Below are 19,252 nucleotides of genomic sequence, written 5' to 3' on the forward strand. Positions count from 1 at the left end.
CTACGGGCAGCGGGCGACGGCGGGGATGGCCCCGGCCGCCGCCACCGCGCCGCGCGGCCGGCCGGTCCCACCGCCGCCGAACTCGCCTCCGCCGCCCCCGGGCTGCGCCGGGTGGTCGATCCGCGCCGCCGGGAAGGACAGGACCGGGATGCCGGTCGCCCTCGGCACGCCGACCCCACCCGGGTCATATACATGAACACAGGTCACTGTTACGAATGACGTCCGGAACCTTGCGGCCCCCTCGGCCGGTCTCTACGCTGCCGCGCAATGGTTAGGAAGTTTTCCTAACCACTCTGCACGTGATCCCCGGAACTCACGGATCCGGATGTCCGGATCCCTCCCCCACCCGTGCACCACTCACCCGAGGACGCCCGATGTCACTGGCACATCAGCAACGTTCCGCGCGCGAAGACCGACCGCACCGATGGCGCCGCTCCCTCGCCGGGGCCGTCGCCCTGGCCACCGCCCTGACCGGGGCCGCCGGGATCGCCGGGCCCGCCTCGGCGGCGGCCCCCCGGTCCGGCGCCCAGGCCGCGGCCCAGGCGGGGGCCGCCGCCACCGTCGGGCACACCGCCGCGCTGCCCGACCTCACCAGCGCCAACCGCCGCGCCCCGCAGGCCGGTCTGCCGGACTGGAGCAAGGCCGGCTACCGCGGCGGCGCCGCGCTGCCCGGCTCCGGCGAGGCCAACCCGGACCAGAACTGCCACATCACGGCCGCCGAACTCGCGTCCCAGTACGGGGTGAAGGCCGACGGCAGCGACGCCACCACCGGACTGCAGCAGGCGATCGACGCCATCCGCACCACCTGCACCCCGTCCGCCGGCTACACCAAGCTGTCGTCGATCACGCTGCCCGCCGGGCGGATCGTGGTGACCAGGCAACTCGCCCTGGACGCCGACTACATGGTGCTGCGCGGCGCGGGCATGGGGCAGACCACGCTCACCTTCCGGCCGGACGCCAACACCCGTTACGACACCCTCACCGCCGACGGCAGTGACTGGGACGAGGACGGGATGACGCACGGCGCGGGCAAGGGCGGCTGGGAGTGGCCCGGGCGCGGCATGCTCCGGGTGCAGACCCGCGAGGTGTCCCCGAAGTACGCGAGCGACTACGCCTCCGCCCCCGCCAACCGCAAGGACATCTTCGAGGGCAGCGTCAACCAGCACTGGGCGAGCGGCGTCGCGCTCCGCGAGGGATCGGCGATCGGCACCACCCAGATCAAGCTGGCCACCAACGCGGACATGTCCCGTTTCAAGGCCGGTGGCTATCTGTGGGTCGGCGCGGCCAACACCGCGAAGTTCTACCAGTCCCAGACGGTCACGGACTCGTCCAAGTACGTGAACCTGCATATGCGCCAGCAGATCTTCCAGATCGCCTCCGTGGACACCGCGGGCAAGAACCTCACCATCGACAAGCCGCTGGAGTACGACCTCCCGCTGAACTCCACCGGTGACGGCTCGGCCGCCATCGACGGCACCGTCTACCCGAGCCGGGTCACCCCGCTCAAGGTCGTCCAGGGCGTCGGCATCGAGGACCTGAGCATCACCCAGGAACTCAACGGGATGCCGAAGCTCGGCGGCGGCACGTACAACGTCACCCCCGCCGACGCGAAGGCGAACTTCGGCAACATCGCCCCCGAGTACCAGCAGCACGGCATCGTCCTGAAGTGGGCGGCGAACGTGTGGATCCGGCGCGTCGGCACCTCGATGACCGGCTCGCACGCGGTGGTCACCGAGAGCGCCAAGAACGTCCAGGTCCAGGAGTCGTCCTTCGACGGCTCGTGGAACAAGGGCAAGGGCGGCAACGGCTACTTCCGCGGCTCCCGGGTCTGGGACTCGCTCTACGCCTACAACACCAGCCGCAATCTGCGGCACTTCACCTTCCAGTGGTCCGCGTCGGACAACGTCGCCGTCGGCAACGACTTCGACAGCGACATGAACCTGCACGGCGGCTGGGAGCGGCGCAACCTCTTCGAGAACAACAGATCCGCGGTGGCCTTCGAGAACTCCTCGAAGAGCTGCCGGGCCAACTGCGGCGAGGAGGGCGGCGACGCCCCCGACGACTCGACCTGGTGGCCGATCTGGTGGGGCGCGGGCCCGAAGGCGGTCAAGTGGTCCGGCGCGACCGGCCCGCAGAACGTCTTCTACGGCAACGACATGAGCAAGCAGACCACCGCCGGCGGCGCCTACCAGCCGTACTACCCGGACAAGCAGCGGCTCTACCAGCTGGGCAGCTCCGCCGCGGACGCCGCGAGCTACCAGCACCTTTCCGAGAACGGCTCGACCATCCTGGACTGGGCGGGCAAGGAGAACCTGGACTACACCAAGGCGCCGAACGCCGGGGTCAACGCCTCGCGCACGGACACCACGGGCTCGCTGTTCCTGAAGTCCTCCGGCACCCCGCCGACCGGCGACACCGAGGCGCCGAGCACCCCCGGGACCCCGAGCGCCAGCGCCACCACGGCGTCCAGCGTCTCCCTCGCCTGGACGGCGGCCACCGACAACGTCGGCGTCACCGCCTACGACGTCTACCGCGACGGCGCCCTCGTCGGCACCTCGGGCACCACCGCCTACACCGACGGCGGACTGACCGCGTCGACCTCGTACCGCTACACCGTCAAGGCCCGCGACGCGGCGGGCAACGCCTCCGCGACCAGCGGCACCCTCACCGTCAGCACCCAGAGCGGCGGCGGCACGCCCACGCCGACGCTGATCTCCAGGGGCAAGCCGGCCACCGCCTCCTCGGTCGAGGGCAGCGGGTACGCGGCCGGGCTCGCCGTCGACGGCTCCGCCACCACCCGCTGGGCCAGCGCGGAGGGCGTGGACCCGCAGTGGATCCGCATCGACCTCGGCGCCCGGTACGCCGTCTCCCGGGTGAAGCTCAACTGGGAAGCCGCGTACGGCAAGACGTACAGGATCCAGACCTCGGACGACGGCACCACCTGGACCGACATCCAGTCCACCACCGCGGGCGACGGCGGCACCGACGACCTCACGGTCAACGGCACCGGCCGCTACATCCGGATGTACGGCACGGCGCGCGGCACCTCGTACGGCTACTCGCTGTTCGAGTTCGAGGTGTACGGCGTCCCGGCGGGCGGCGGGGGCGGCGACACCACCCCGCCGAGCACCCCGGCCGGGCTGCGCACCACCGCCACCACGTCCACCAGCGCCACCCTCGCCTGGACGGCGGCCACCGACGACGTCGGCGTCACCGGCTACGACGTCTACCGGGGCGGCACCCTCGTCGGCACCGCGCCCGGCACCTCGTACACCGACAGCGGACTCACCGCCTCGACCACGTACAGCTACACCGTCAAGGCCCGCGACGCGGCCGGGAACGTGTCGGCGGCGAGCAGCCCGCTCTCCGTCACCACCCCCGGCGGTGGCGGCGGCGGTCCGGCCGTGCCGTTCGGCGGGCACACCCGCCCGTACGTCTCCGGCATCCTCAAGCCGACCGGGGCGCAGGCCACCCTCGACCAGAAGGTCGTCGACTACTACAACAACTGGAAGTCGGCCTTCGTCCGGCAGAACTGCGGCAACGGCTGGTACCAGGTCATCTCGCCGGACGCCGACCACCCGTACGTCGCCGAGGCGCAGGGGTACGGCATGGTGATCGCCGCGACGATGGCGGGCGCCGACCCGGACGCGAAGAAGATCTTCGACGGGCTCACCAAGTGGATGATCGACCACCCGTCGTCGATCAACCCCGATCTGCTCGCCGCCGAGCAGGACACCGCCTGCAAGAGCGTCAACGGCAGCGACGGCGCCACCGACGGCGACATGGACGTCGCCTACGGTCTGCTCCTGGCGGACAAGCAGTGGGGCAGCGCGGGCACCTACAACTACAAGGCGCTGGCCCTGAAGCACATCGCGGCCATCAAGAAGGACGAGATCAACCCGAGCACCAACCTGCTGAAGCTGGGCGACTGGAGCAGCTCCGGCGACCAGTACTACTACATCACCCGCACCTCGGACTGGATGGTCGACCACTTCCGGGCGTTCCGGACCGCGAGCGGCGACGCCGCCTGGGACACCATCCGCACCGCGCACCAGACCCAGATCACCAACCTGCAGAACTCCTACGCGCCGAACACCGGGCTGCTCCCGGACTTCGTGGTCAACACCAACAGCACCCCGAAGCCCGCGCCCGGCCAGGTCCTGGAGGACCCGAACGACGGCGCGTACTGGTGGAACGCCTGCCGCACCCCGTGGCGGATCGCGGACGACGCGGTGACCAGCGGTGACGCCAAGTCCCTCGCGTCGGCGCGGAAGCTGAACAGCTGGATCAAGACGAAGACCGGCGGCGACCCGAACAAGATCGCCATCGGCTACAAGCTGGACGGCACGCAGCTGTCGTCCGGCAGCGAGGCCGCGTTCTTCGCGCCGTTCGCGCTGACGGCGATGACCGACCCGGGCAGCCAGGCGTGGCTCGACGCGCTCTGGACCAAGATGCTGGCGACCCCGATCGACACCAGCAGCTACTACTCGGCGAGCATCCAGCTCCAGGTCATGATCACGGCTTCCGGGAACCACTGGGTCCCGTAGCCGGGAAGCGACCGTCGAACGGGGGGCCGTCCGTCCGCCCATCCGGGCCGGGCGGACGGCCCCTTCCCCCTGTACTTCGCACCGCCCTCGAACCGCCTTCGTTCCCCGAGGAGTTGCCATGCCACGAAGAGGACCGGTCCTGCTCTCGCTCTCCGCCGCGCTCGCGGTGCTGTCCGTCCCGCTCGTCGCCCTGCCGCAGGCGCAGGCCGCCGATCCCCTGGTCTCGGCGGGCAAGCCCGCCACGGCCTCGTCCGTGGAGACCAGCGCCTTCCCCGCCGCACTGGCCGTCGACGGCTCGACCGGCACCCGCTGGGCCAGCCTGGAGGGCGTCGACCCGCAGTGGCTCAGGATCGACCTGGGCTCCGGACACACGATCTCGCGCGTGAAGCTCAGCTGGGAGGCCGCGTACGGCAAGACGTACAAGATCCAGACCTCCGCCGACGGCTCCGCCTGGACCGACGTCTACGCGACGACGTCCGGCGACGGCGGCACCGACGACCTGACGGTGAGCGGCACCGGCCGCTACATCCGGATGTACGGGACCGCCCGGGGCACCTCGTACGGCTACTCGCTCTACGAGTTCGAGGTGTACGGCGCGCCCGCGGGCGGCGGCGACACCAGCCCGCCCAGTGTCCCCGGCGGTCTGCGTACCACCGCGACCACCGCGAACAGTGCGTCCCTGGCCTGGACGGCGGCCACCGACAACGTCGGCGTGACCGGCTACGACGTCTACCGGGGCGGCGCCCTGGTCGGTACGACGAGCTCGACGTCGTACACCGACAGCGGGCTCAGCGCCTCGACCGCGTACAGCTACACGGTCCGGGCGCGGGACGCGGCCGGGAACGTGTCGGCGGGGAGCGCCCCGCTGTCGGTGACGACCTCGGCGGGCGGCGGTGGCGGCCCCGTGGTGGACGTGTCCACGGCGGCGCAGCTGCAGAGCGCGCTCGCGAACGCCCAGCCGGGGCAGACGATCCGGCTGGCGGCCGGTGAGTACCGGGGCGCGTTCGTGACGCAGAAGGCCGGTACGGCCGCGGCGCCGATCACCCTGACCGGGCCGGCGGGCGCGGTCCTGGTCAACGACGGCCCGTCCGGCACGGCCCCGTCCTGCCCGGTGCCGGGCGGCGGCTGGGACTCCGGCTACGGGCTGTGGCTGTACGGGGCGCCGTACTGGAAGCTGACCGGTTTCACGGTGAAGGACTCCAAGAAGGGCGTCGTCCTGGACAACTCGCACCATGTGACGATCGACGGGCTGAACGTCCACCACGTCGAGGACGAGGCCGTGCACTTCCGGCGGTCGTCGTCGGACGGCGTGATCAAGAACTCGACGATCACGGACACCGGTCTGGTGCAGCCCGGCTACGGGGAGGCCGTCTACATCGGTTCGGCGAACTCCAACTGGTCCTGCCACGGCAACACCGGTGGCGTGGACCGCTCGGACCGGGTGCAGGTGCTCGACAACCGGCTGGGGCCGAACGTCGCCGCCGAGCACATCGACATCAAGGAGGGCACCTTCGACGGGGTGATCCGCGGCAACACCTTCGACGGGCGCGGGATCACCGGCGAGAACTCGGCCGACTCGTGGATCGACGCCAAGGGCGTCGGCTACCTCATCGAGAACAACACGGGGACGTTCGCCTCGCCCGGCACCTTCGCCAACGGGTACGAGACCCACAACCCGTCCACCACGCCGTCGTTCGCCAACGGCTGCGGCAATGTGTGGCGGGGCAACCGCTCGGACCTCGGCGGCGTCGGCGCCTACGCCATCAAGATCACCTCGACGTCGAAGTGCACCGCGAACCCGAACGTCGTGTACGCGAGCAACACGGTCAGCAACGCGACCTCGGGTCTGACCAACGTGCCGGTCACGCCCTGACCGCCGAGGAACGGATCACCCGCCTGTCCCTCCGTCGCGCCCAGGCGCACGACGGGGGGACAGGTGGCCGTCCTGCGCGGCGACGCACATCGGTCTCAGCGAGACGGCCTTCCAGAAGCTCGCCCCGCTCTCCACGGGGCTCGTCACCGGCATCACCTGGAAGTCCACCGGCACCACCACCCCGCCGCGTGGGACGCCCGCCGGACAGTGGCGCAAATGCGACGTCCGGGCGAATCGATACTTCTCGTTCATACGCCAACGATCTCTGAAATATTCCCAGTTGAGACAGCTTTCGGATGCACTCCCGGGGGTTGCGCGCATCGCGGAACCGGGCGCTCGCGATACCGCACGCCGAGAGGGTTGGTTGCGCTCCGTAATTTTGGAAATCCATACTGTGATGACTCCTCCGGCACTCCTGTGCCCGGGGAACACGCCATCCCCCCGTGTCACCTCGTCATCTTCCAGAGGAGTTCCATGTCCCGGCCCACGGCGCGAGACGTACTGGGTGTGTCCGCCCAGCCCGTACTGCTCCTCGCCGCTGTCACCGTCTTCCTCCTCGCCGAGTTATGGGGATACGACCGGGGCATGGTCACCTTTCTCTTCCAGTTCGCGGTGCTCGGCTTCCTCGTGGCACTGGAGTTCCTGATCCCCCACGACCCCACCTGGCGGCCCGACCGCCGGGAGTGGGGGTACTACGCCGTCTACTACGTGCTCACGGCGACCGGGGGCGCGCTCGGCCAGACCCTCGTGCTCCTCGGCGTGGGCGCGATCGCCACCACCCGCCCGGTCCTCCCCCTGTGGGGCGAGATCCCGCTGGCGCTGCTGATCGGCTCGCTCGCGAGCTACGCGGTGCACCGGGCCGGGCACACCTTCGCGTGGCTGTGGAGACTGCACGGCGTGCACCACGTGCCCGGCAAGGTGAACGTCGCCAACAACGGCGTCAACCACGTGGCCGACGTGATCATCTCGCAGGGGTTCGTCCAGCTCTCCCTCGCGCTCCTCGGGTTCTCCGAGCGCGCGGTCTTCGCCGTCGGGCTGTTCGTCGTCGCGCAGGGATACTTCGTCCACGCCAACATCCGGGTCCGGATGGGGCCGCTGAACTATCTGCTCGTCAGCCCCGAACAGCACCGGCTGCACCACAGCACCGATCTCCTGGAGGCCGGGCACTACGGCTCCGACCTCTCGCTGTGGGACCAGTTGTTCGGCACGTTCACCTGGCGCCCCGGCCGGGTGCCGGTGGCGGTCGGCCTGGCCGACCCCGGGTCCTTCCCGGCCACCGGACGCATCCTCGCCACGCTCGTCCACCCCTGGCGCCGCTCGCTCGGCTGACCGCGCCCGCCCGCACCCCGGTCCCGGCCCGCACCACACTCCCCTCAGCCAGCCCTGCCGCACGGCGCCCCGGGCCCGTCCGGCATGTCTCCGGCGCGCCTCCGTTCCGTCGTCCCCGCTCGTTTCGACATCCGAGGAACACTCATGTCTGGATCAGCCCGCAGGTCCCCCGCACCCGCAGAGAAGATCGCCGTCATCGGCATCGGCTGCCGGTTCCCCGGCGGGGCCAACGACCACCGCTCCTTCTGGCGCAACCTGGTCGAGGGACGGGACTGCATCACGCCCACCCCACCGGACCGGTACGACGCCAGGGGCCTGGGCAGCGCGGACAAGGCGAAACCCGGCAGGCTGGTCGGCGGACGCGGCGGGTACATCGACGGGTTCGACGAGTTCGACCCGGCGTTCTTCGGCATCAGCCCCCGCGAGGCGCACGCGATGGACCCGCAGCAGCGCAAACTCCTCGAAGTGGCCTGGGAGGCGCTGGAGGACGGCGGGCAGAAGCCGGCCGAACTGGCCGGACGGGACGTCGGCGTGTTCGTCGGGGCGTTCACCCTGGACTACAAGATCCTGCAGTTCTCCGACCTCCGGTTCGACACCCTCGAAGCCCACACGGCGACCGGCACGATGATGACGATGGTCTCCAACCGGCTGTCCCACTGCTTCGACTTCCGTGGCCCCAGCCTCTCCATCGACTCCGCCTGCAGCTCCTCCCTCGTCGCCGTCCATCTCGCCTGCGAGTCCCTGCGCCGCGGCGAGAGCTCGCTCGCCCTGGCGGGCGGCACCCTGCTGCACCTCGCCCCGCAGTACACGATCGCCGAGACCAAGGGCGGCTTCCTCTCGCCCGAAGGCCGCTCCCGCACCTTCGACGCCGGGGCGAACGGCTACGTCAGGGCCGAGGGTGTCGGCATCGTCGTCCTCAAGCCCCTCGTCGACGCGCAGCGCGACGGCGACCCCATCCACGCCGTGATCACCGAGACCGGGGTCAACCAGGACGGCCGCACCAACGGCATCACCGTGCCCAGCGCCGAGGCCCAGACCGCGCTGATCGAGGAGGTCTGCGCCCGCGCGGGCATCACCCCGGGCGCCCTCCAGTACGTCGAGGCGCACGGCACCTCCACCCCGGTCGGCGACCCGATCGAGGCGAACGCGCTGGCCCGGGCCCTCGCCACCGGCCGCGAACCCGGCGCCGCCTGCTACGTCGGCTCCGTCAAGACGAACATCGGGCACACCGAGTCCGCCGCCGGGATCGCCGGTCTCATCAAGACCGCGCTCAGCATCAAGCACCGTCTGATCCCCCCGCACATCAACCTGGAACGGGTCAACCCCGCCATCGACCTGGACGCCGCGCCCTTCACCATCCCGGACCGGCCCACCCCCTGGCCCGCCCACGAGGGCCCGGCCCGGGCCGGGGTCAACTCCTTCGGGTTCGGCGGCACCAACGCGCACGTGCTCCTCGAAGCCGCGCCCGAGCCCGCCGACGCCGACCGCCCGGACCCCGAGGACCACCCGCCCGGCGCCACCGGCCCGGCCGGTCTGCCGAGCGTCCTGCCGCTCAGCGCCCACGACCCCGCCGTACTGCCCGGCCTGGCCGACGGCGTACGGGCGGAACTGACGGCGCGGGACCCGGGCACGGAGCCCGTCCGCCCCGCCGACCTCGGCCACACCCTCGCCCACCGCAGGCAGCACCACGACGCCCGGCTGGCCGTGGTGTACGAGTCCCGCGAGGAACTGGACGGGGCGCTCGCCGCGTACGCCAGGGGCGAGGAACACCCGCGCGTGCTGACCGGCCGGTGCCGTGACACCCCGCACACCGCACCCGCCTGGGTGTTCACCGGCATGGGGCCGCAGTGGTGGGCCATGGGCCGCGGCCTGTTCGCGACCGCGCCCGCCTACCGGGAGGCCGTCGAGGCCGTGGACCGCGAGATCGCCGCCCAGGCGGGCTGGTCGCTGCTCGACGAACTCAACGCCGACCAGGACACCTCCCGGATGGCGCAGACCTGGCTCGCCCAGCCCGCCAACTTCGCCGTCCAGACCGGCCTGGCCGCCCTCTGGCGGGCCCACGGGGTCCACCCCGCGGCCATCGTCGGCCACAGCACGGGCGAGGCCGCCGCGTTCTACGAGGCCGGGGTCTACGACCTCCCCGACGCCGTCCGGATCATGCTGCACCGCAGCCGCCTCCAGCACCGCGTGGCGGGCACCGGCACCATGCTCGCCGTGGGCCTGACCGAGCAGGAGGCCGTCCGCAGGGCCGCCGCGTTCGGTGACCGGCTGTCGGTCGCCGCGGTCAACAGCCCGGGGGCCCTGACCATGGCCGGGGACGAGGCCGGTCTCACCGCGTACGCCGAAGCGCTGCGCGCCGACGGCGTGTTCGCGAAGTTCCTCGACGTCGAAGTGCCGTACCACAGCGCCGCCATGGACGAGATCAAGGACGAGCTCCTCGCCGAACTCGCCGACCTGACCCCCCGCCCCGCCCGGCTCCCGCTCTACCTCACCGGCCGGGACGGGCGGGCCGAAGGCCCCGAACTCGACGCGGCATACTGGTGGGACAACGTCCGCGGCACCGTCCGGTTCCGCTCCGCCGTCGACGCCATGCTCGACGACGGCCACCGCACCTTCCTGGAGATCGGCCCCCATCCGGTGCTCGGGCACTCCATCAAGGAATGCGCCGCCGCCCGCGACGGAGCGCCCGGCGGTCCGGGGGGACAGCCGCCCGTCACCACCCTGCCGTCGATCCGCCGGGCCGAGGACGAACCGCTGCGCTTCGCCACCTCCCTCGCCGCGCTCTACACCCTCGGCTGCCCCGTCGACTGGGACGTCGTACAGCCGCGCGGACAGCGGGTCCCGCTGCCCCGCTACCCGTGGAAGCGCGACCGGTACTGGACCGAACCCGCGCCCGTCGAACGGATCCGGCTGGGCCGCGTGGACCACCCGCTGCTCGGACACCGGCTGCCCACCGCCGAACCCGGCTGGGAGGTCTCCCTCGACGTGGAGCGCGCGCCCTACCTCGCCGACCACCGCATCCAGGGCCGGGCCCTGTTCCCCGCCGCCGGATACGTCGAGATGGCCCACCAGGCCGTCCGCGCGCTGACCGGCGCCACGGACGCCTCGCTCGCCGACATCGAACTGCGCAAGGCCCTGTTCCTGTCCGACGGCGCCCCGCACCCCGTCCAGGTCTCCCTCTCCGCCGAATCCTCCGCCTTCACCATCGCCGGCGGCGGCGACACCCCCAGCGTCCACGCCCGGGGCGTGGTCCGCAGCGGCGCCGGGGCCGCCCGCGCGCTCCCCCTGGACGGGGACGCGGTACGGGCCAGGGCCGCGCACCGTCTCGACGCCGACGCCTGCTACACGACGCTTGGCGCCCTCGGCTACGACTACGGCCCCGCGTTCCAGGGCATCGCCGAGGTCTGGCGTACGGACGGCGAGGCACTGGCCCTGGTCCGGCCGTCCGTGGACCTCGGCCCCGGGGCGGCCGACCACCACCTCCACCCGGTCCTCCTCGACGCCTGCTTCCAGACCCTCCTCGTCGCGGGGCTGCCACCCGCCGACACCCCGGCCGGGGAGGGGATGCTGCTGCCGCTCACCATCGACGAGATCCGCGTCGTCCCGGTCGGGGACCGGCCGCTGTGGGCGCACGCCACCGTCACCCGGCGCGCGGACGACGAACTCGTCGGCGACATCGCCCTGTACACCGAGGACGGTGAACCGGCCGGTCACGTCCACGGGTTCCGTGCCGCCGACATCGAACAGGCGTCGACCACCGTGGGAACCGCCACCATCGACGGCTGGCTCGCCGAACTCACCTGGCACGACGCCCCGTCGGACCCGGCGGCCGTGGAGGATGACCCGGCCAGGACCGCCACCGGCGGCTGGCTGCTCTTCGCGGACGCCCCCGGGGGCGTCGCCGACGCCCTCGCGGAACTGGCCACGGACCGGGGCGCGCACTGCCACCTCGTCCGCCCGGGCGACGGCTACGCCTTCGACCCCCTGGGCCGGGACACCCGGATCGGCCCCGGCAGCGCCGACGACCTCCGCAGGCTCCTCGACGACCTCTCCGGCCACACCGCCGACCAGGGCACACCACCCCTGGCCACCGTCGTCCACCTGTGGAACCTGGGCCTGCCCGCACTGGACGACACCACCCGGGACCACCTCGACGCGCACGCCACCCTCGGCGCCTATTCCGTCATCGCCCTGGCCCAGGCCCTCCAGGACGACCCGGGGCAGACGGCCGCCCCCGCCGCCCTGCACCTCGTCACCCGGGGCGCCATGGCGGCCGTCCCCGGCGACCCGGTCGAGCCGCTCGGCGCGCCGCTCTGGGGCGTCGGCCGGGTCCTGCGCCATCAGGAACTGACCGCGCACCCGGGCAAGCTGATCGACCTGGCCCCGCTCCCGGGCCCCGGCCCGCGCGGCACCGGCTCCCTGAGCGCGGACGGCACCGGCGCCTCCGACGCCGAAGCGCTGCTCCGCGAGATCCTCGCCCCTCCGGCCCCCGACGGGTCCGAGGACGAGGTCGCCCTGCGCCCGGGCCGCCGCCTCGTCAGCTCCCTCACCCGCCCCGAGGGCCTCACCCATCCCATCCCGCCCCGGCTGCGCCCGGACGGCGCCTACCTCGTCACGGGCGCCTTCGGCGCACTGGGCCGGCTGCTGTGCCGGTACCTGGTCCGGCGCGGCGCCCGGCACCTGATCCTCGTCGGACGCACCGAGCTGCCCGACCGCGCCACCTGGCGGGCCCTCGGCCCGGACGCCCCGGCGAGCTCCGGCGTCCACTTCGTCAAGGAACTGGAGGCGCTCGGCGCCCACACCACGCACGCCGCCATCGACGTCGGCGACGAGCGGGCCCTGGCCGACTGGCTGGCCGACTACCGCGACCGGGACGCCCCCGCGATCCGCGGCGTCTTCCACCTCGCCGGACACGTGGCGGACACCCCGGTCCGGGCCATGGACCGCACCGCGTTCGGCTCCGTCTTCGACCCGAAGGCCGCCGGGGCCTGGCTGCTCCACCACCACCTGCGCGACGAACCCCTCGATCACTTCGTCCTCTTCGCGTCGATCGCCTCCCTGCTCACCACCACCGGCCAGTCGAACTACGCCGCGGGCAACGCCTTCCTGGACGCCCTGGCCCACCACCGCCGGGCCCGCGGACTGCCCGCGCTCAGCCTGGACTGGGGCCCCTGGGCGACCGGCATGATCCAGGAACTGAGCCTGGTCGAGCACTACCGCACCGTCCGGGGCATGAGCTCGCTCTCGCCGGCCGCGGGCACGGCCGTCCTCGAACGGGTCCTGGGCCTGGGCCGCGCCCAGCTCCTGATCGCCACCGTCGTCGACTGGCCCGCCTTCCTCGCCTGGTACCCCTCTCCCCCACCGCTGGTGCGGGGCCTGGCCGACGAGGCTGCCCGGACCGCGGCCGCCGCCGGACCCGCCACGGGCGACGGCGCGCCGGACGCCCGGGGCGGCTACCTCGACCTGTTCCGGGCCGCCGCCGACGACGCGGAACGCGCCGGGCTCGTCATGGACCGCTTCGTCGGCGCCGCGTCGGCCGTGCTCCGGATGAGCGCCGACCAGCTCGACGTGGACACCGGCCTCGGCGCACTCGGCATCGACTCCCTCCTCGCCATGGAACTGCGGGCCAGGATCCAGGCGCAGACCGGCGTCGCCCTGCCCGTGGTGGCCCTGCTCAGCGGAGCGCCGCTGCGCGAGCTGGCCGGGCAGCTCCAGGAGGCCACGGCGGAGCTGGCCGCCCGGACCTCGGCGGACGGGCCGGGCTCGGCGGTGGAGGTGTACGAGGACCCCGCCCGTCACCCGCTGACCCAGAACCAGAAGGCCCTGTGGTTCCTCAAGCAGCTGCACCCGGACGGCTTCGCCTACAACATCGGCGGGGCGGTCGAGGTCCGCACCGAGATCGACCCGGAGCTGATGGCGGACGCCGTCCGCGTCCTGACGGCCCGTCACCCCGCCCTGCGGGCCAACTTCGTGATGGAGGACGGCCGCCCGCTCCAGACCGTCTCACCGGACACCGAGCCGGACCTGAGGGTCTTCGACGTCGAGGGCCTGGAGTGGGAGGAGATCCGCGAGCTGATCGTCGAGGAGTACCGCAGGCCCTACGACCTCACCTGTGACCGGCTGATGCGCTTCCGGCTCTTCCGGCGCGGACCGGACCGCTGGGTCCTGATGAAGGCGGTCCACCACATCATCTCGGACGCGATCTCCACGTTCACCTTCATCGAGGAACTGCTCGCCCTGTACGAGGGCCTGCGCGCGGGCCGCACCACCGAGCTGCCGCCCGTCCGCGCCCGCTACCTGGACTTCCTCAACCGGCAGAACCAGTTCCTGGCGTCCCCCGACGCCGACCGGATGCTGGAGTACTGGCGCGGCGCGCTGCCCGCCGAGGTGCCTCCCCTCGCCCTGCCCACCGACGCGCCCCGGCCCGCCGTCCAGACCCACAACGGGGCCTCGGAGTTCTTCGTCCTCGACGAGGACCTCAGCGCCCGGGTGCACACTCTGGCACGCGAGCACGACGTCACCCCGTTCGTGGTGCTGCTGTGCGCCTACTACCTGCTGCTGCACCGGCACTCCGGCCAGGACGACATCGTCGTCGGCAGCCCGGTCACCGGACGCACCGACGAGGATCTCGCCGCCGTCTACGGCTACTTCGTCAACCCGCTGCCCCTGTACGCGGACCTGGCCGGTGACCCGACCGTCGCCGACCTGCTCGGCCAGGTCCGCGGGACCGTCCTCGGCGGCCTCGACCACCAGGAGTACCCCTTCGTGCTGCTGGTGGAGAAGCTCGGCCTCCAGCACGACCCCAGCCGCTCCGCCGTCTTCCAGGCGATGTTCATCCTGCTCGCCCACAAGGTGTCCTCCCGGCAGTACGGCTATCACCTCGACTACATCGAACTCCCGGAGGAGGAAGGGCAGTTCGACCTGACCCTGTCGGCCTACGAGGACGAGGCCGAGCACCGCTTCCACTGCGTCCTGAAGTACAACACCGACCTCTTCAGGACCGAGACCGCCCAGCGGTTCGCCGCGCACTACCGCAACCTGCTGGACGCGCTGACCCGCGCCCCCGGCGAGCAGCCGGTGTCGGGACTCGACATGCTCGGCGGCTCCGAGCGGCACGCCCTCCTGCACGGGCCGTCCGCCCGCGGCCCGGTGCTCGCCGAGGAGCCGCCCGTCCACGTGCTGTTCGCCCGGGCCGCCGCCCGCACCCCGGACGCCGTCGCCGTCACCGTCCCCGCCGCCCGTACGGCGGAAGAGGGGGCCCGCCATCTGACGTACGCGGAGCTGGACCGGGCCTCCGCGGCCCTCGCCCGGCGACTGCGCGCCCGGGGTGCGGCCGGCACGACCGTCGCGGTGTGCCTGCCGAAGTCGCCCGAGCTGGTCGTCGCCCTGCTCGCCGTCCTGCGCGCCGGAGCCGCGTACCTGCCGCTCGACCCCGACCACCCGGCGCAGCGGCTCGCCCTCATGGTGGGCAACGCGGACGCGGCGCTGGTCATCACCGACCCGGCGGGCGCGGAGCGGCTGACCGTACCCGGCGCGGAGTTCCTCACCGACGTCACGACGGACCCGGACCCGGACGACGTGACGGCTGACGGCGCGACGGCGGACGGGGACGGGCCGGACGCGCCGGTCGGCCCGGACACGCCTGCCTACGTCATCCACACCTCAGGCTCGACGGGCCGCCCCAAGGCGGTACGGGTCCCGCACGGCGCGCTCTCGGCCCTGTGCGCCGCCTGGCGCGAGGAGTACGCGCTGGACTCCGCCCCCGGTGTCCACCTCCAGATGGCCGGTGCCTCCTTCGACGTGTTCACCGGTGACCTGGTCCGCGCCCTCTGCTCGGGGGGCCGGCTCGTCCTCGCCGATCGTGAACTCCTGCTCAACGCCGCCCAGTTGTACGAGGCGATGCGACAGGAGGGGACCGACTGCGCCGAATTCGTCCCGGCCGTCGCCCGCGCCCTGATCACCCACTGCGAGGAGGGCGGGCACCGGCTCGACTTCATGCGGCTGGTGATCGTCGGGTCCGACACCTGGAAGGTCGCGGAGTACGACCGGCTCCGCGCGCTCTGCGGCCCGGACACCCGGGTGATCAACTCGTACGGTCTGACCGAGGCGACCATCGACAGCGCATGCTTCGACGGGCCCACCGACGGGCTCGACCCCCACAGCACCGTGCCCATCGGCACCCCGCTGCCCAACTGCGTGCTCCACGTCCTCGACGCGCACCGCGAGCCCGTGCCTGACGGGGTCACCGGCGAGCTGTGGGCGGGCGGGCCAGGCCTCGCCCTCGGCTACGCGGGCGACCCGGAGGAGACCGGCCGCCGCTTCGTCGGCCTCACCCTCGACCGCGGTCCGGACGCCGCCCCCGAGCGGCTGTACCGCACCGGCGACCTCGCGCGCCGCGACGCCCGGGGCCGGATCCATCTGCTGGGCCGCGCCGACGCCCAGGTCAAGCTGCGCGGCCACCGCATCGAACCGGGCGAGATCGAGTCCCTGCTCACCGCGTTCCCCGGGATCGCGGACGCCCACGCGATGGTACGGACCGACAGCGGCGGCCGGCCCGCGCTGTGCGCCTACGTCGTCCGCGCCACCACCGCGGCCGGAGCCGAGGCGGCGGCGGAAACAGCAGACACGGCCGGGCCCGACACCCGCGCGCTGCGCCGCCACCTGGCCGCCCACCTGCCCACCTACCTCATCCCCGCGCACATCGTGGTCGTGGACGCGCTGCCGCTGACCCCGAACGGCAAGGTGGACCCGGACGCCCTGCCCGCACCGCACGCCGAGGCCACGGCGGGACAGGAGGAGCACGAGCCGCCCGTCACGCTGTACGAGGAGCGCGTCGCCGCGCACTGGAAGGCGGTCATCGGGATCGAACAGGTCGGTCTGCACAGCGACTTCTTCGCCTCCGGGGGCAGCTCGATCACCCTCATCGAGCTGATCCACCTCCTCCAGAAGGAGTTCGGGATCGTGATCCCGGTCGGCCTGCTCTTCAAGGTCACCACCCTGCACGGCATGGCCCGTACCGTCGAGGACGTCGTCACCGGCCGGATCTCCGGCAGTCTCTCCCACCTGACCTTCAACGCGGGCGGCGGACCGCTGCTGTTCTGCTTCCCGCCCGCCGGAGGCCACGGTCTGGTCTACCGCAACTTCGCCGCCCGGCTGCCCTCGTACGAACTCGTCGCCTTCAACCATGTGAGCGGCGACAAAGCCGTCCGCTACGCCGACCTCGTCGAGTCGCTGCGCCCCGAGGGGCCCTGCCTCCTGCTGGGCTACTCCCTGGGCGGGAACCTCGCCTTCGAGGTCGCCAAGGAACTGGAGCGGCGCGGACGCGAGGTCCCGCACGTCGTGATCATGGACTCGTACCGGATCACCGAGGAGTACGGGGTCCCCGACGGCCACGTGGCGGCCTTCGAACAGGAACTGGGCGAGCACCTGCGGCGGCACACCCGCTCCGAGACCGTCACCGCGCAGACCCTCGAACAGGCCAGGGACTACCTGGAGTACTGCGGCCGTACGCCGAACCTGGGCACGGTGGCCGCGCTGGTCACGGTGATCTCGGACGAGGTCAAGGCGGAGCTCTACGCGGCCGGACGGCACGGCAGCTGGCACGCGGCCTCCAGCACCGGCAGCAGGCTGGTGCGCGGCGCGGGGCAGCACGCCGAGATGCTCGACGAGAAGCCCGCGGTGCGCAACGCCGCCCTGGTGCTGACCGCGCTCGCCGATCCGGCCGAGACCGCGCCGGCCGTCCGGGACACGGTCACCACCCCACGGAACGCCATGACGGACACGGAGGACGAGCACGGTGCCGCGTAACGACAGGATCGTCTGGGAGGACCGGGGCCCCCGGTCCCCCGGGCGGGACCGGAGCACGAACGACAAGCCCCGGGTGATCATCATCGGCGCGGGCATCGGAGGTCTGTCCACCGGCTGCTACGCCCAGATGAGCGGCGCCGAGACCCGGATCTTCGAGCGGCACGTCCTGCCCGGCGGGTGCTGCACCGCGTGGTCGCGCCAGGACTACGTCTTCGACTACTGCATCGAGTGGCTCACCGGGACGGGCACCAACAACGACGCCAGCCAGGTCTGGCGGGAGCTCGGCGCGCTCGACGGGAAGACCATCGCGAACTTCGAGATGTTCAACACCGTCACCGACGAGACCGGCCGCTCGGTCACCTTCTACAACGACCCCGACCGGCTCGAAGCGCACCTCCTCGAGCTGTCGCCCGCCGACGCCCGCCCGATCCGCGCGTTCTGCCGCGACCTGCGGGCCTTCACCCGGATCAACCTCTACCCCTTCCTGACCCCGCCGCCGCTCCAGTCCGCGCGGGAGCGGCTGGCCACCCTGCGCACCGTGCTGCCCTCGTTCGTCCTGCTGTGGCGCACCGCCGTCACCCGGATGGAGAGCTTCTGCGCGCGCTTCGAGGACCCGCTGCTGCGCCGGGCGTTCCCGTTCATCTTCTTCCAGGACCACGAGGTCTTCCCGCTGCTGCCCTACCTGTTCAACATGGCCAGCGCCCATCACCTCAACGCGGGCTTCCCGCAGGGCGGTTCGCTCGGCCTGGCGCGGTCGGTCGAGGACCGGTACACGGAGCTCGGCGGACGCATCGACTACCGGTCCCGGGTGGAGCGGATCCTGGTGGAGAACGACCGCGCGGTCGGCGTGGAACTGCGGGGCGGGGAGCGGCATTTCGCCGACCACGTGGTCTCCGCCTGCGACGGGGTCACCACCCTGGAGGGGATGCTCGGCGGGCGCTACACCAGCCCGAAGATCGACAAGCTCTACACCGAGATGATGGACCGGCCCGACGCCCTCTACCCGGGCGTGGTCTCGGCCTTCGTCGGTCTGAAGGACGAACTCGACCCGGCCGCCCGGCACAGCACCACCTATCTGCTCTCCGACGAGGACAGCGCCGCGCTGCCCGGTGTCCTGCAGAACAGCATGGTCGTCCAGATGCGCTCGCGGTACTCCGACGGCTTCGCCCCCGCCGGCAAGTCGGTGATCCACTGCACCTACTTCAGCGACTACGAGTCCTGGAAGGAGCTGCGGCGCACCGACCGCAAGGCGTACTGGGCCCGCAAGCAGCGGGTCGCCGACTTCGTGCGGGGCTTCCTGGAGCGCCACCACCCGGGCATCGGCGACGCCATCGAGGTGGTGGACGTGGCCTCCCCGACGACCACCGAGCGGTACACGGGTGTCCGGGGCGGCAGCATCCTCGGCTGGAAGTCCTTCACCCCGGCCGACGACGTCATCACGGGGCTGATCAACAAGGACCGGATGCGGCTGCCCGGCCTGGCCGGGTTCTCCCTGGCGGGCCAGTGGTTCGGCGGCGGGAGTCTGATCCGGGCGGCGGCCAGCGGACGGTTCGTCACCCAGTACCTGTGCCGGGAGCTCGGGCTGGAGTTCCGGGCCTGGGAACGCGGCGGCACCGACCCGTGGCATCCGGGGCTGCTCGGCACCCTGCCCCAGCTAGAGACCCGCAGGGTGAGGTGACCCGGTCATGACTCCCAC

At 72.3% G+C, this 19,252-nt stretch carries 6 protein-coding genes; 5 read left to right on the plus strand and 1 reads right to left on the minus strand.

The genetic code is table 11. From position 1 onward, the window contains the following. Positions 1-168: a hypothetical protein gene (locus tag ACIPXM_RS15350; protein ID WP_401655381.1), complete on the minus strand. Its 168-nt coding sequence runs from the start codon at positions 166-168 to the stop codon at positions 1-3. Between the two features lie 206 nt (positions 169-374). Here ACIPXM_RS15350 and ACIPXM_RS15355 point away from each other — a divergent pair, with 206 nt between their 5' ends. The 5 genes from ACIPXM_RS15355 to ACIPXM_RS15375 all read left to right on the plus strand — a co-directional run bounded on the left by ACIPXM_RS15355 (position 375) and on the right by ACIPXM_RS15375 (position 19,234). Continuing rightward, entirely contained in the window at positions 375-4,547 is a 4,173-nt protein-coding gene (locus tag ACIPXM_RS15355) for a glycosyl hydrolase family 8 (protein WP_401655382.1), read from the plus strand. 118 nt (positions 4,548-4,665) lie between these two features. Next, entirely contained in the window at positions 4,666-6,420 is a 1,755-nt protein-coding gene (locus ACIPXM_RS15360) for a discoidin domain-containing protein (RefSeq protein ID WP_401655383.1), read from the plus strand. 474 nt (positions 6,421-6,894) lie between these two features. Beyond that, on the plus strand, positions 6,895-7,749 hold the full coding sequence (locus ACIPXM_RS15365; protein ID WP_401655384.1) for a sterol desaturase family protein: 855 nt from the start codon (positions 6,895-6,897) through the stop codon (positions 7,747-7,749). Between the two features lie 144 nt (positions 7,750-7,893). Next, on the plus strand, positions 7,894-17,556 hold the full coding sequence (locus tag ACIPXM_RS15370) for an amino acid adenylation domain-containing protein (RefSeq protein WP_401655385.1): 9,663 nt from the start codon (positions 7,894-7,896) through the stop codon (positions 17,554-17,556). Then, a complete protein-coding gene (locus ACIPXM_RS15375; RefSeq protein ID WP_401655386.1) occupies positions 17,546-19,234 on the plus strand; it encodes a phytoene desaturase family protein in 1,689 nt (562 codons plus the stop codon). Before ACIPXM_RS15370 ends, ACIPXM_RS15375 begins: the two co-directional genes overlap by 11 nt. Positions 19,235-19,252 lie beyond the last annotated feature (18 nt).

The organism is Streptomyces sp. NPDC090025, from assembly GCF_044748125.1.
In the GTDB taxonomy this organism is placed as follows: Bacteria; Actinomycetota; Actinomycetes; order Streptomycetales; family Streptomycetaceae; genus Streptomyces.

Excerpts from the sequence above, each read along its gene's own strand:
- ACIPXM_RS15365 (WP_401655384.1), top strand. The coding sequence starts at position 6,895 with ATGTCCCGGCCCACGGCGCGAGACGTACTGGGTGTGTCCGCCCAGCCC.
- ACIPXM_RS15370 (WP_401655385.1), top strand. The coding sequence starts at position 7,894 with ATGTCTGGATCAGCCCGCAGGTCCCCCGCACCCGCAGAGAAGATCGCC.
- ACIPXM_RS15360 (WP_401655383.1), top strand. The coding sequence starts at position 4,666 with ATGCCACGAAGAGGACCGGTCCTGCTCTCGCTCTCCGCCGCGCTCGCG.
- ACIPXM_RS15355 (WP_401655382.1), top strand. The coding sequence starts at position 375 with ATGTCACTGGCACATCAGCAACGTTCCGCGCGCGAAGACCGACCGCAC.